Annotated in this window: 9 protein-coding genes and 2 pseudogenes; 4 read left to right on the top strand and 7 right to left on the bottom strand. The window is 67.0% G+C overall.

Annotated elements, in window-relative coordinates; translation table 11 throughout:
- Complete coding sequence (locus tag ACFV9O_RS13130) at positions 1–1362, top strand: BTAD domain-containing putative transcriptional regulator (protein WP_385416338.1); 1362 nt, start codon at positions 1–3, stop codon at positions 1360–1362.
- A 55-nt stretch (positions 1363–1417) separates the two neighbouring features.
- Here ACFV9O_RS13130 and ACFV9O_RS13125 read toward each other — a convergent pair whose 3' ends face one another.
- Positions 1418–2374, bottom strand: coding sequence for an aminoglycoside phosphotransferase family protein (locus ACFV9O_RS13125; RefSeq protein ID WP_385416335.1), 957 nt, complete (start codon positions 2372–2374; stop codon positions 1418–1420).
- Between the two features lie 75 nt (positions 2375–2449).
- Complete coding sequence (locus ACFV9O_RS13120; protein WP_385416333.1) at positions 2450–4027, bottom strand: glycosyltransferase family 39 protein; 1578 nt, start codon at positions 4025–4027, stop codon at positions 2450–2452.
- 249 nt (positions 4028–4276) lie between these two features.
- Here ACFV9O_RS13120 and ACFV9O_RS13115 point away from each other — a divergent pair, with 249 nt between their 5' ends.
- Positions 4277–4681, top strand: a complete 405-nt coding sequence (locus tag ACFV9O_RS13115) for a DUF5958 family protein (protein ID WP_385416330.1) — start codon at positions 4277–4279, stop codon at positions 4679–4681.
- A gap of 160 nt (positions 4682–4841) precedes the next feature.
- Here ACFV9O_RS13115 and ACFV9O_RS13110 read toward each other — a convergent pair.
- Both ACFV9O_RS13110 and ACFV9O_RS13105 read right to left on the bottom strand, forming a co-directional pair.
- Positions 4842–4913 (bottom strand): annotated as a pseudogene (locus ACFV9O_RS13110) (hypothetical protein); the annotation flags it as partial.
- 227 nt (positions 4914–5140) lie between these two features.
- Positions 5141–6919: a trypsin-like serine peptidase gene (locus ACFV9O_RS13105; RefSeq protein ID WP_385416328.1), complete on the bottom strand. Its 1779-nt coding sequence runs from the start codon at positions 6917–6919 to the stop codon at positions 5141–5143.
- Between the two features lie 744 nt (positions 6920–7663).
- Here ACFV9O_RS13105 and ACFV9O_RS13100 point away from each other — a divergent pair.
- Both ACFV9O_RS13100 and ACFV9O_RS13095 read left to right on the top strand, forming a co-directional pair.
- The gene (locus tag ACFV9O_RS13100) at positions 7664–9121 is read left to right on the top strand and encodes a M1 family metallopeptidase (RefSeq protein WP_385416581.1); all 1458 of its coding nucleotides are present in this window, start codon (positions 7664–7666) and stop codon (positions 9119–9121) included.
- Between the two features lie 1325 nt (positions 9122–10446).
- Positions 10447–11277: pseudogene (locus ACFV9O_RS13095) on the top strand (IS5 family transposase).
- A 52-nt stretch (positions 11278–11329) separates the two neighbouring features.
- Here the strand turns inward: ACFV9O_RS13095 and ACFV9O_RS13090 are convergent.
- The 3 genes from ACFV9O_RS13090 to ACFV9O_RS13080 all read right to left on the bottom strand — a co-directional run bounded on the left by ACFV9O_RS13090 (position 11330) and on the right by ACFV9O_RS13080 (position 14082).
- Positions 11330–11926 (bottom strand): hypothetical protein, encoded by a 597-nt coding sequence (locus ACFV9O_RS13090; RefSeq protein ID WP_385416324.1) that lies wholly within the window; start codon positions 11924–11926, stop codon positions 11330–11332.
- 76 nt (positions 11927–12002) lie between these two features.
- On the bottom strand, positions 12003–13109 hold the full coding sequence (locus ACFV9O_RS13085; protein ID WP_385416322.1) for a serine hydrolase domain-containing protein: 1107 nt from the start codon (positions 13107–13109) through the stop codon (positions 12003–12005).
- Between the two features lie 121 nt (positions 13110–13230).
- A complete protein-coding gene (locus ACFV9O_RS13080) occupies positions 13231–14082 on the bottom strand; it encodes a hypothetical protein (RefSeq protein ID WP_385416320.1) in 852 nt (283 codons plus the stop codon).
- Positions 14083–14199 lie beyond the last annotated feature (117 nt).

The following is a 14199-nucleotide window of genomic DNA, read 5'->3' as shown; positions in this document are numbered from 1 at the left end:
ATGGAGTTCAAGCTGCTCGGGCCGTTCGAGGCCCGCCACGAGGGACAGCGGATCCTGGTGGGCAGCCGCCGCCAGGAGCGGTGCCTGCTGTCGATCCTGCTGCTCGACGCGGGCAGCGTCGTGACGACCGCTCGCATCGTGGACCTGCTGTGGAACGGCGCGGCGCCCCCCTCGGCCCGCGGCACGGTCCACACCTACGTCGGAAGGCTGCGCGCCCGGCTCAAGCCCCACGGGCTGCACATCGAGACCCGGCACGACGGTTACTCCGTCGATCCCGACGGGCATGTGACGGACGCTCAGGAGTTCCGCTCACTCGTCCAGCGTGCGGCCGCCGTCGGGGATCCCGGCGAGCGACTGCGCTGCTACGACCAGGCACTCGCGCTGTGGCGCGGTCCGCTGCTCGCCGACGTGGCGGACGACGGGCTGCGCGAGCGGCTCGGCGGCCCACTCTCCGAACTGCGCCTGTCCGCCCTGGAACAGCGCGCCGAGGCCCAGCTCACCATGGGTCTGCACGAACGGGTCGTGGCGGATCTGACCCCGCTGTCCCAGGAGCGCCCCGAGCGCGAACGCCTCGTCGCCGCCCACATGACCGCGCTCTACCGCAGCGGCCGCCAAGCCGACGCCCTCCAGCTCTACCGGCACACCCGAAGAACCCTGGTGGACACGCTGGGCATCGAACCGGGCAGCGAGCTGAGGACACTCCAGGACCGCATCCTGCGCGGCGACCCCCGACTGGACAGGCCACCGGCGCCCCTGTACGCGGTGCGGGTCGGCGACGAGTGGCTGCCGTGGAGCACGAGCGGCCATCCGGCGCTGGAGTTCTGCAACACGTACGCCGGCTGGGGCGAGCGCGGCGGGCCGATGCCCGGCTCGGACTGGCTGCGCCGCTACGAGACCCTAGCGGTGTGGGCCGGCCACATGAACCTGGCGGACGACCACGACGTCGCCCGCCTGCGCCGACAGGCCGGGGAACAGCCCGACGAGGCCGCCGCAGCGCTGGAGGAGGCACGCGAGTTCCGTACCCAGCTGTACGCCGGCCTGACCGACCCGGACGACGCCCGCGCCTTCAAGGCGGTGGCGGCCGTCGCCCAGGACGCGGCCCGGCTCTCGGTCTTCACCCGCGCCGAGGACGGCCTCGGCACTTGGCGTCTCCCGCCGTCCGCCGGCCTCCGCCTGCCCGCTCTCGCCACGGCTCGCAGCGCCGCCGAACTCCTCGCGGACCCACGCCGCTTCATGATCCGCGCCTGCCCCAGCTCGGACTGCGGCTGGCTCTTCCTCGACGAGGGCGGACGCCGCAGATGGTGCAGCCTGGCGACGTGCGGGCGCGGGCCTCAGCCACTGGCGCGGACCACAGGTCCGTGACCGGGTTCGGATTCAGGTTCAGGTTCGGGTTCAGGCCAGGTTCAGCGCACCTCAGCTACGCGCCCGTTGCGGCGCCCGCGCTCGTCGCCGCGCCCGTGCCCGCGCTCGGCCCGTGATCGGTGAGGACTTGGTGGATCACGTGGCGCGCGGTGGCCGCCATCACCGGGTTCGTGATCCGGTAGTACGCGAGCTCGATGAGCGCGATCGACAGCGCCCAGCCGCGCCCCCTGGCCCAGGTCGCGTCGTCGACTCCCACGACGGTGCGGAAGACGTCCCTCGCACCCGCGTCGAGCAGGCTCCACGCGGCGATCAGGTCGACGGCGGGCTCGCCGACCCCCACACACCCGAAGTCGATGACCGCCGCCAGCCGGCCGTCGTCGACCAGCACGTTCCCCGGTGACAGATCCGCGTGCACCCATACCGCCGGACCCTGCCACTGGGGTGCCCGCAGGGCCGCCTCCCACACGGCGGTGGCCGAGGCGGTGTCGACGATTCCGTGCAGCTCCTCGATCGCGTCGCGCGTCTCGGCGTCGCGCACTGCCAGGGGTTCGTGGCGGTACGCGGGTGGCCCGTCCGCCGGAGCGATCCGCTGCAGTGCGACGACGAACGCCGCGAGATCCTTCGCGAGTTCCACGGCTTCCCGGTCGGCCATGCGGCCCACGCCGTCGACGGCCGGGTTCTCTCCCTCGAGCCAGGGGTAGACGGACCAGGACCAGGGATAGCCCTCGGCGGGCCTTCCCTGCCCGATCGGGACGGGAACGGCGACCGGAAGCAGTGGGGCGAGGCGCGGCAGCCATCGCTGCTCCCTGTCCACGTCCTCGGCGCCGCCGGGGATACGAGGGAGCCGCACGGCCATGTCCTTGCCGAGCCTGTAGACGGCGTTGACCGTCCCGGCGGAGTCGACCGGCTCGACGGGAAGCTCCGCCCACTGCGGAAACTGGCCGGCGAGCAGGCGTCGTACGAGAGACACATCGGTGTCGACCTCGTCTGCGTGCATCTTGCCGGCACCCATGCGCACTCCTGGTCTGGACGGAAACCACCGCACCTTGAACGGCCATGCAAGCGGTTCGGTCCGAGCCGGGGCAACTCAATTCCCGCCCGGGTGATGAAGCGAAGGGGGCGGGCCCCCGGTGCGGCTCAGGGCATCAGGCATCCGTTCCAGCAACGCCACCGTCAGACCCTGCACGTGCTCGGCGCGGGTCGGCATGTACTTCGCGCGCAGCGCCTGCCGCTGGGCCAGGGGCAGACCCATGAGCGGGTTCGGCTGGTCGCCCGCCACGACCAGCCAGACGCGGGGTTCGCTGCCCACACAGGCGGCCGGGTCCGGGCACTCGTTCGCCCGCAGATGGTTCCGTTCCGCGGCCGACTCGGCCAGGAACACATCGCGCATCCGCACATGGTCCGGCAGATAGAAGCGGAGCGCCACGTCGAGCACGTCCCCCCAGGGCCGCTCACGGTCGAGAACGATCGCGTCCCCGGGTGCACGGAACCTCTCGATGATCCGCGCGGCCCCCGCATAGTCGAGGCCGCCGGTGTGTGTGAACGGCATCCGCAGGTCCCGGTGCTCGGGCAGGGTCAGCAGCGTGAGCACCACCAGCACCGACGCCGCAACGGCCCGGGACCGCGCGGCGATACCGGCCCCGGCGAGCATCGCCCACGCCGGCACGGTGATCAGAAGGTAGCGGTTGAAGAAGTACGACACGTCGCCGTGCGAGACCGCCCACAGCACGAGCGCCGGCAACAGTCCCAGCGCGACGCAGACCAGCACCGGACCACGGCTGCGCCCCCACGCCGACGCCGCGAGCGCGAGCACCGCGCCCACCAGCAGTGAGGACCCGAACAGCTCCGGCCAGACGGAGACGAGGCTCAATGCGTCGGGCTCGGGGATCCAGGCGATCTGCCGGCTCTGCGCCCGGCCCAGCAGCACCACCGGAGCCACGGCCGCCACACCGGCCGCGGCCGCCAGGCCGAAGCCCCACAGCCGCCGCCGCTCGGCCTTCGTCCGCAGGACCACCACGGCCGCGTGTCCGACCAGCGCCGTCAGCGCCAGCAGATTGAGCAGACCGACCACCGCGACGCACAGTCCGTACGCTGCCCAGCGCCACCGGCTCCCCGGCCGGTCCAGCGCCCGCAGCAGCAGCAACGTGGCCAGCGACACGGCACACACCACCAGGGCGTACGGACGGACCTCATGGGCGTACCGGCTCACCGCCGGGATCAACGCGAACAGCAGCCCGGCGGCCACCCCGGCCCGCCGCCGCCCGAAAAGCCGCTTCCCGCACAGCGCGGTGCACGCCGCCGCACCGGCCATCGCGAGCGCCGAGGGAAGACGCAGCATCACCGCGGAGTCCCCGAACACCGCCATCCAGCCGTGCAGGAACAGGTAGTACCCGCCCAGCACCGCGTCCACCTGCCGGACCGTGTCCAGCAGTTGCCCGATGTCGCGGGAGGACACGTCCCAGCTGTTCAGTTCGTCGGACCACAGCAGCGGCGTACCGATGCCGTACAGCGCGCACGCCAGCGTGGCGACCGCAGGCCACAGCCAGACCGCGCGCAGCGCCCCACGGAATCGCTCCGTTGACGGGGGTGTCTGCGACGCCGGTGGTGCCTGCCGTTCCGGCGGCGCAGATGCGGCATCGGTTGCGGTATCGGGGAGAAGAGCCATGTCCGAGCCTTACGTCGTGGCGGTAGCGCGACGACCTTAGGGACAGACCGGGCCGATCAGGCCGCGACATACCGAGCATGGCCGATCAATCGCCCGGCTTGTGGAACAACCCTCCGGCGCGCCGGACGTCAGCAGCTCGGTCGTCCGGGCAGGCCCCCGGGGCTGAGATGTATTCCCCCCGGCCGGACCTCGCGACCTGCTTCAATCGGCCTGGCCGAGTCGCCGGGTGTCGCCAGGTCAGGGGGAGCCGTGCTGCGTGAACGCGAGGTCATTCTCAACGAGCTTGCTCAGGGGCTGCGTCCGATGCCGGAGGGCATCGTGTGGTTCGAGAGCCTCGCGGAGGAGGAGCGGCGTGCCGCGCTGCATGAACTGTCACTGTTCTGCGGTCAGGCCCGCGCCACGAAGGAGGACGCGGCGGAGGCCATTGCACGGTCGGGAATACGGCCCACTCACACACCCGCCGTCATGGCCGGCCTGGGGCGCTTCCACATGTCCGGACTGCCTTCTTACGAGCACATCAAGGCATTCCGGCTGCTGGTCGCGCTGCTCGGCATCGCGGATGCCCGCCGACGCGAGCGCTCCTGGGTCGGCGGGTGCAGTCATGAGTGGCATCGGCTGTCGCGCGAGCGGGACTTGGGGACGCCCACCACGTGATCGGTGCCGCCATGGTGCGGAGTGGTTCCGGTGGCGGTCCTTCCGGGTCGGCGGCGTCGCCCCGCACGATCGTCAGGAGTTTCGCATCGGCGTCGGCCTGCAGTTGGTCGAGGACCTGCTGCCACGTTCCGTTACGCTGCCACCTGCGGAACGGGTCGTCGACCCGGTCCCAGGGGCCGCACCGCTCCGGCACATCCCGCCACGGAGTTCCGCGCCGCCCCGGGTCCGCCATCGTATCCCGTCTATGAGCTGCCGCCTTGTCCAAATCGGTGGCTTCCAGGCTTCTTCCCCGTCGGCAGCAACCGCTCCAGCCGGGCACACTGTGCATCTGTCAGATCTCCACGCGCCACGACGCGTGATCATCACTGATCAAGATCTACTTTCGCGACAGATCCTCCAGCCACGCGCCGGTGTCCCAACTGCAGCAGCTGGGACACCGGGTGGTTTACGTCAGTTCCGTTACGCGGGTGGGTAGACCAGGGTGATTTCAGTGTGTATGCCCGCCTGGTCCACCTCGGGGTACATCGACACTTCGCCGTCGGACCAGCGGACGATGAGATCGTTCGGCCGACGGTCCTCGGTATAGTCGCCGGAGGCGATGATGGTGGCGTGGGTCCACAACCTGTTGGGTGACTTGACCTTCGTCTCCCCGTGGAAGCCATTCTGGTCGATGTCTTGGTAGATGGTCACTTCGCCATCCGTCCACCGGACCATCAGGTCGTACTGTGCACTGCCGATGAAGTCACCGGCTGCGATGGTGGCTGCATGTTTCCAGGTTCCGTTCGGTGCGGAGAGCTTCTTTTCGCCGTGGAACCCGTCCCGGTTGACATCGGTGTACAGGGTCACTTCACCGTCGGACCACCGGACCAGCAGATCGTCGGTCCACTTGTTGTTGGTCGTGTACCGGCCACCGGTTATCGATACGGCATGGGTCCACAGCGTGTTGGGCTTCTGGAGCTGAACTTCGCCGTGGAACCCCTTCTCGTCGACGTCCGGGTAGAGCGTGAGTTCGCCGTCCTTCCAGCGCACGATGAGGTCGTCCGTATCCTCACCGCTGAAGTCGCCGGCGGCTATGGTCGTCGCGTGCTTCCAAACGCTACCGGCGGAAGCGAGCTTGATCTCCTTGTCAAAGTTGTCCTCATCCTCCCCCGCTCCCCGGTAGAGGGTGAGCTCGCCATCAGACCAGCGCACGACGAGGTCGGAGTAGTCCCATTCGCCAGGGTTGCCGTCTGTGAAGTAGCCACCTGCGAGGACTTCGGCATGCTTCCATGTCGCCGCTGTGCCCAGGACGCCACGGCCAGCTGGTTGCCTGTTGTTGACCGCGTCGTCGTAGAGTGCCTTAGCGTCACCGTCGAGGTAGGAGCTGTAGGAGATGTCATCGACGTCGCCGCCCGTCTTCCAGCCTCCGATGACACCGATGACCCCCCAACCGGAGCCTCGCTTGATGAGGAACGGACCGCCCGACGCACCCCCGGAATAGGCCTTGCACTCGATCTTGAGGAAGCTGCCTGGGATGCCGGGGGTCGAGCTGTTGAAGCGCACGGTCTTGTCGGTGCAGTCGAGGGGCCGCTTCTGGTTGGCCGGGTAGCCGATGAGGCGTACTGGTTTGTGCTCGTACCCGGCGTTGATCACCAGTTCCGCTCCGCCGACGACGTCCTCGACCTCTTTACCGCCCCGCTTCTCAAGCTGGAGGAAGTTGAAGTCCAGGTCCGCTGCTGCATCCACCCCCTTCGCCAAATACCGCTTGTCGACGTAGATCCTGCCCGGCTTGACGGTGAAGGCCCCGTGTGGTTTCTTGCCGTCGTCGTACTGAGGGACGAACGTCAGATTCTTTCGAGCATCCTGGTCGTCGAAGCAGTGGCCAGCGCTCATGACCAGGTTCTTGTGCGGACTTCTCACCACAGTGCCGCCGCAGAAACGACCCGAATTCGTGCCGTCGTTCCAGAAGAACGTGCCCACTATGGGTAGGCCTTCGAACGGCTTGCTCGGTGAGGCAGCCAGCGCCTTGCGTGTGCCGGAAGGAACAGCCTCATCTTCCTTGACGGGCTTGGCGGCCCGCATGCGCTCTGGAGTCCAGTAAGCGTCTGCGTCGGCAGGTGTGAACCCTCTGGCGTCGTCATCTCCTGCTGCAGGCACGGGTGTGGCGGGCGGCGTTGGTTCGGCGTGTGCTGGGGCCATCGGCAGTAATGCCAGTGTGGTCGCAACCGATAAGGCCCCGATGAGCGTACGTATTCGCATGGTTGCTTCTCCTGGTCAAGTGAGAGGCAGATCACCCTTTGTAGCGAGATCCCCCGGAGTGAGCCATGATCGTACGACCGAGAGCCGTAGGGGGACGACTTAAATGACCAGGATCACACCACAACGCGTCCGCCGGTGGGTGCCGGCAATCGGGGTGGCTGCCGCACTGGTGGCCGGTGGGGAGACGGCGATCGCCGAACAGATTCCGTTTCCCGGAGCCGGATATGTGCGCATCGAGGGGCCAGTTGAACCTGGTGGGCTCGTCGCAATCACCGTGAAAGAGGAACCTGGGAATCCACACCCGACAGCTGTGGCGCTATCCAGTCCCGCGTTGGAACCCCATGTGTCCCTCGGAGACACAGGCAGGGCCTGGATCGGCGCGGCTCGCATTCCTGCGGCAACAAAGCCCGGAACTTACAAGGTCAAGTTGCGGCTGGCCTACGAGAGCGCTCACTGCATGAACGAGGAGGACCGGGAAAGCGTCTGCGATTACGAACCTACCGTCCTGTGGAGCAAAGTAACCGTCGTAGCCAAGGCTAGAGGTGTATCGGACACGTCAGGATTCGGGCAGGGCGCAGCCGTCGGTGCGCTTGGCGCCACGCTTGCCGTCTTGGCTGTAGCGGGGGTTCGGAGACTCATCAGACGGTCGCGCTCCCGCTCCAATCGGTCCCACGACTAGGAAGTCCTGACAGATTTCTCCGATGGAGCTCCGCATTGCGCGACCACGCGTTCCTTCGGCCCACAATGACTACTCCACACCTGCTGCAACAAGGAGGCCGAGTGTCCCGCGCGCTCCGGCGGGTTGCCCTGCCCACTGCCGCTGTGCTGCTGACGTGCTCGGCATGCACCAACTCGACCCCTTCAGGGAACTCCGCGCCACCTGCCGCCGCCTCATCTGGCGCGGCGAGCCTTCGCGACCCGCTTTTTCCCGGACTGGGCAACGGCGGATACGACGTTTCCCACTACGTCCTCACACTCGCCTATCAGCCCGAGGCGAACACGCTCAAGGCCACAGCAGTGATTACTGCACGCGCCACCCAGGCTCTGAGCTCCTTCAATCTGGATCTGCACGGCCTCTCCGTCCGCAACACCACGGTGAACGAACGCGTGGCACGAACAGAGCGTCGCGGTGATGAGCTGGTGGTGACGCCGTCCGCCCCAGTGGGCCGAGGGCAGGAGTTCACCACCGCCGTCTCTTATGACGGTCTGCCGGCGACCATTGAGGGTGAAGACGGCTCGATTGAAGGCTGGATGGAGACTGACGACGGTGCGGTGGGACTGGGAGAACCCACGGGGTCCACGGCATGGTTCCCCGGAAACCATCACCCTTCGGACAAGGCTAGCTACGACATCACCATCACGGTCCCCGCCGAATTGAAAGCCATCTCCAACGGCACCCTGAAACGCCGGACGGAGGAAGGGGGACTGGCGACATATGCATGGAAGAACCCGGAACCCATGCCCAGTTACGCGGCCACGGTAGCCGTTGGCGTCTTCGACATCAGCGAGACCACCACCGGCGGCCTGCCCGTATACGTGGCGACAGACCCGGACGAAGCGGACAAGGCGCAGGACATGCCTTCGCTGATAGGAGAAATGACCGCTTGGAGCGTTTCACGGTTCGGCCCTTACCCGTTCGCTTCCACCGGCGCGATTGTCGACCACTTTCCCGAACTCGACTATGCGCTTGAGACGCAGACCAAACCGTACTTCCAGAAGGCCCCCGGGGATGGCCTTGTGCTCCACGAGATCGCCCACCAGTGGTTCGGCAACTCGGTGACGCCACGATCGTGGAAGGACATGTGGCTCAACGAAGGCTTCGCGACATACGCCGAATGGCTGTGGGAAGAAGAGCAGGGTGGTGAATCGGCCCGCGAAACTTTCGATGCCTTCTATTCTGGCACCCACCCGGAGAGCAAGGGCATATGGGACTTCCCGCCGGCGGACCCGCCGGATGCCGGCCATGTGTCCGACCCGCCTGTCTATGGCCGCGGTGCGCTGGCACTGCACAAAGTGCGCGAGGCAGTCGGTGACAACACGTTTTTCTCCATTCTGAAGACGTGGGCGGAACGGCACCGCCACAAGAATGCCGACACCAGCCAGTTCATCAAGCTGTGCGAAGAGATGTCGGCGAAGGACCTGAGGGGACTCTTCGACGCCTGGCTCTTCGGCGAGGGAAAGCCCCCTAACGCGCCGGCGTGACAGACTCTTCATGATCCTGCGGGCGTCCAGGATCAATTCGCCGAGCATCCCACTGGTAAGTTGCTGCATTGGCACGGACGCACGGACGCACGCTGCTGAGAAGACAGCAACCAACAAAAGACATCTCGGTACTCGAGGGGAACTACTCGAGCCGTAAGTCTAGAAGCCGACGAGGTGTAACCTCGGCAGGAGTAGATACCCAAGGAAGCGGTTCCCGTCCGGCGAGAACGGGAACCACCTCCCGGAGTGCGATGGCTAAAATCCTCCGTGACCCCTCTGAATCCAGGTCACGTACGTGACTTTAGCCGTTCCGCACGTAACTATGGATGCACGGAGCCGATTTACGAATGGCCCTTCAGCTACCCATGTCCGGCCGTCACTCGCCCGGCACGTAGCCATGGCTTTGTGCCGAATTACGGCGCTGCCTGCGTCGCATATGACCTTCCCGTAGTTTTTCCCGCCAGCCGAATAGATCGACTTGGTGCAACGGTCTGCCGCGTCGGACGTGCCGGCTGAACCAAGGATAGCGACGGCTGCCATTCCCGCGGCTACTCCCGTCGCAATAGATGACTTCAATTCCCCTCCCAAATGATCGAATCTTCGCGCGAAAGTTATCTCGGTGCCTGCTAACCATGCAACGTGATTTTTAAATGTTGCGGGAATTAGGCTGCGGATTCATCAGGAGTGGCGCGAACGTCGGCCTTGACATTGAAGTCGTGTCCCAGAGGTAGTTCGTTGCCGAACCGGGCCACGAGCTTGGCGTCGGCTCCACAGGCCTTCGCTGCTGGCTACGCCTGATGCTGCTATTTGCGGGCCGACGACTAAGGCTCGGCGAAGAGACGTTGAGGGCGGCGTACGAGAAGGTGGACGCCGTCCCGGCCGGAGCGTGGCCCGTGGCGCCCGTCTAGCCGGACTGAGACGCGACCCCGACGAGAAGGAGACGGAGCGCACCCGCGTGCTTTGCGGTCCAGGCCCCAGAACTCGGCCGCCGAGCCGATGTCACCAGGGGCCCGGTTGGCGAGCATCGTCGCGGGCAGAGCGCGTCCAAGTCGCATGGAACATGCTTCCCCCTTGATGGACATGCGAGTGGCCCGATGGTCAGCCGGACCAGCCTCTTGCGATCAGGCTCAAGATCGTATTTGGGGGTTGCCCGACCAACCAGTCCTTTCGGAAACTTGGCCGCATCTCGATGGAACCCTTCGGCGCCGGTTGAGCTCTCCCTACCTGGAGTCATAGGCGAGCAGGGGGACCAGCGAAGTCGATGCGCTTCTGGCGCGGGGTCCTCACGCCTGGGCCGGCGACAGGCTGGGCGGTACTCCAGGATCATGGCTGAGCGTCGCCGCTATCCCAGTGATCTGTCCGATGCCCGTTGGGCGTTGGTCGAACCGGTCCTGACAGCCTGGCGGGCCGAGCGTCGCGGCCGGGGCTGGCTATCGGCCGGCCACCCGACCATGACCTGCGGGTCCTGCTGGACGCGGTCCTCTACGTGAACCGCACTGGCATCCCCTGGCGTTACCTCCCGCACGACTATCCACCCTGGCCCACCATCTGCGCCTACCTCGCCCGCCGGCAGGAGGAGGGCGTCTTCGGCCAACTCACCAGTCTGCTGAGGCGACAGGTGCGGCAGCGTGAGAGTCGCGAGGCCGAACCTCGGCCTGTGTCATCGACCCAGAGCATCAAGACCTCCACCCACGCCCCCGCGATCGGGCAGGGAACCGACGCAGGGAAGAAGGACGTGGGCCGCAAGCGGAGCATCGTCATCGACACCGTCGGCCTCCTGCTGGCCGTGGTCACCGCGGCCAGCGTGCAGGACTCCGTCGCCGGCCAGACCCTCATCGAAAAGGTGGCCGCCGAGCACCCCACGATCCGCAAGACCTGGGTCGACGGCGGCTACCGTCAGCACCTCGTCGAGCACGCCGCCACCCCGCATCGACATGCACATCGTCCGCCGCGATCCCACCACCAGGGGATTCACCGTCCGCCCGCGCCGTTGGACAGTCGAGCGCACGCTGGGCCGGCTGATGCAACTCCGTCGCCTGGCCCGCGTCTACGCAACCCATCCCCACCGCTCCGCAGCCACGATCCACCTCGCGATGATCAATCTCATGACGCGACGCCGCACCGGCGAATCCACCCCCACATGGCGCGGCACCTGAAACCCCCAGCAACCACGCATAGCGGGATGAAGCAACGGGACGAAGCGCCCTCTCAGAGACCGGACGGGTGGGTGGAGAGCCAGGAGCTATGGCGGTTCCGGATACGGTCTCGTTCGGCAGGCGTGGTGAGGATGACGTCTGCGCCGCCGTCGTAGGGATGGTGGATGCGGTGGAGTTCTGTGTCGGTGATGAACACCTCGACGACCGCTTCGTCCGCTACGGCGCGCAACAAGTCGTCGATGCAGCCATGTCGCCACGGTCGCCGGTCGGCGTAGAGACGTGTGTGGGTGTGGAACTCGGGGTCAGGGTCGTCCAGTTCCGCTTCGGTCCACCAGTGCACGCTGTCGGGGTGGAGTTCTTGTCGTGGTGTCGGGTAGCCGGCGGGCCCGGTCGGCGTGTTCGACCAGTCCATGGTCACCACGAACACGTCCATGCCCGCGAACAGTTCGTCGAGGATCGTGTTGTACCGGTCCAGCACGATCGCGTACTCGTCCTCGGACTCGGGGTAGCGCTTCGAACCGGGAAGGCTGTGGAAGCGCACCCAGCCATCCGCGTGCGTGCCACGAAAGGTGTGGGCGATGGGCGGGCCCGACGGCCGTCGTTCCCGCCACAGCGTCGCGAGCAGCGAAGGTGTGACGCCAGCGGTCACCCGTCGGCCTTCGCCACGCCGATCGGGCAGGACACGCCGGTCCCGGCGAGCCTGTGCTGCCATGTGACCCGTGGGATCAGGCGCGCAGACCCGTGAGCCCGTCATACGCGGCCGTGACGATCTCTAGTCCCCGATTGTCGTCCGCCGGTTCGCGCATCTGATGTGTCACGTACGCCACTGCCATACGGGCGTCAGGATCGATCATGACCAGTGAGCCGCCCCAACCGCCCCACCCGTAGGTGTTGCCGAAGAGTCCGTAGCCCAGACCCCAGCGCATCGGCATGCCCAGGACGCGGTCATCGCCGTGGAACTGCTCCTCCCGGGCACGGTCACAACCCGCCTGCGACAGCAGCCGCGCCCCCCGCACCGATCCTCCGCAGGCCATCACGGACTGGACGAGGGCGACCGAGCGGGCGTTGCCGAGCCCGTTCGCCGCAGGGATTTGCGCACGGCGCCAGGCCACGCTGTTCCCGTCGTGGACCCGTATCGGGGTCCCGGCGGCGGGAGTCGCGCCGCTGGCGGGGGCACTCGCGGCGTAGCCGTCGTCCCGGGACTGTGGCGGGATTGTGAGCGCCACCCGGTGGTCGTGCTCGGCGGGCAGGCCGATGTGGAAGTCCGCGCCCAGGGGGTCGGCAACCTCGTCGGCGAAGAACGCGCCCAGACTCCGGCCGGTGATGCGGCGTACGACCTCGCCCACGAGGAATCCCTGGGTGAGCGAGTGGTATCCGGCCTCGTTGCCCGGCTCCCATTGCGGAGCCTGCGCGGCCAGTCGTGCCGTGGCGGACGTCCAGTCGTACAGCTCCGCCACCGGCCCGTCCCAGTCGGGCAGGCCAGCCGTGTGCGCGAGCAGGTGGCGTACCAGCACCTTCTCTTTGCCCGCCGCGGCGAACTCCGGCCAGTACCGGGCGACCGGCGCGGCCAGGTCGAGTTCGCCACGGTCGGCGAGAACCAGCGCGCACAGCGCGGTCATCGTCTTGGTGACGGACCAGACGTTGACGATCGTGTCGCGCTGCCACGACATCGTACGGTCGGCGTCGGTGAATCCGCCCCAGACGTCCACCACCGGCCGGCCGTCCACGAAGACGGCCACCGAGCCACCGGCGTCTCCCTCGTCCAGCAATGCCGCCAACGCGCTGGGCACGGCAGCGAACAGATCATCGTATGAGCCCTGAATGTCCGCCATACGAAGAATCCAGCCAGCTTGGGGTGACGCGAGGCAACTGAATTCCCGGCCCGCTAGGGGCGGCTATCCGTCAGTGGCTTCCGGCGCAGGGGCGATACATCGCCACTTGGCCCGACCCGACTCAGTCGACAGGCTTGAGAGCGTGTTCAGAGCGCAGCAGACTCCAGGCCGCCGCAAGCAGCAGAGCAGCGGTTGCTCCAAGAGCCAGGCCTCCGACAGTGGTCGACGGGTTGGGTGGGGCTTGGTTCCAGAAGTACAACTGGTATTGCGCCTCTGACGGCAGGTTGAGCAGGTCGGCGATCCACCTGTGGGGGAGTAGCGGCGCTACTGGGAGCAGTACCAGTGGGGCTGTGACCACAATGGGGCCCAGTCCGAGGGCCAGCGATCCGATGACGCTGCGCAGTAGCGCTGTGGCGCACGCGATCATCGCGATGAAGAAGATTTGCACCAGTAGTGCTGAGGCGACGGCTGCGAAAGCGTCGCCCCACGTCACCACATCCGGCGGCACAGGATGCACAGCGCCAGCGCCGGAGGGCAGCGTACGGGCTCGGACGGGGAACACACGGGAGAGCGTGATGACGCCTGCCCACAGGGCTCCTGCGGTCAGCACCAGACCTGATGTCTGAACGATGAGTGCGGCAGCAATCTTGCGGAACAGGAGCATGCTCACCCGCTGCTCATGCAGACGGAGCATGCTCCAGGTACCGCCCTCAAGCGCCTGGCCCAGCCCTGTACCGACCAAAATCCCGGCACAGAGCAGGCCCAGCAGGGTAGAGAACTGCCAGGCGGCGGCCTGGAGAGCTGCTGCCGGCTGTTTCAGCGAGGCAACGGAGTTGTCCACGACGCCGTAATCGGCTCCAGCGATCCAGATGTGGGAGACGCGGAGTAGTGAGAGCAGGCCCGTAGCGGCAATTACCCCCCAGACCGGGGCGTTCCACAAAGGGTTGGCGGCGCAGGAGCCTTTCGGATTCACAACGCAGTCCAATTACCCCAAAGCATCTGGGGCCCTTTCGGGGCGGCGTGATCTTGGGGAAAACTGGGTGTGCTGTCCGGTCGACGTCGGCTGGCCTTAGCGCGGGTGAGCCTGTTC

Source organism: Streptomyces sp. NPDC059909, from assembly GCF_042730885.1.
Lineage (GTDB): Bacteria > Actinomycetota > Actinomycetes > Streptomycetales > Streptomycetaceae > Streptomyces.
Note: the sequence above shows the minus strand (reverse complement) of the source record. Positions and strands in the feature narration are given on the sequence as shown.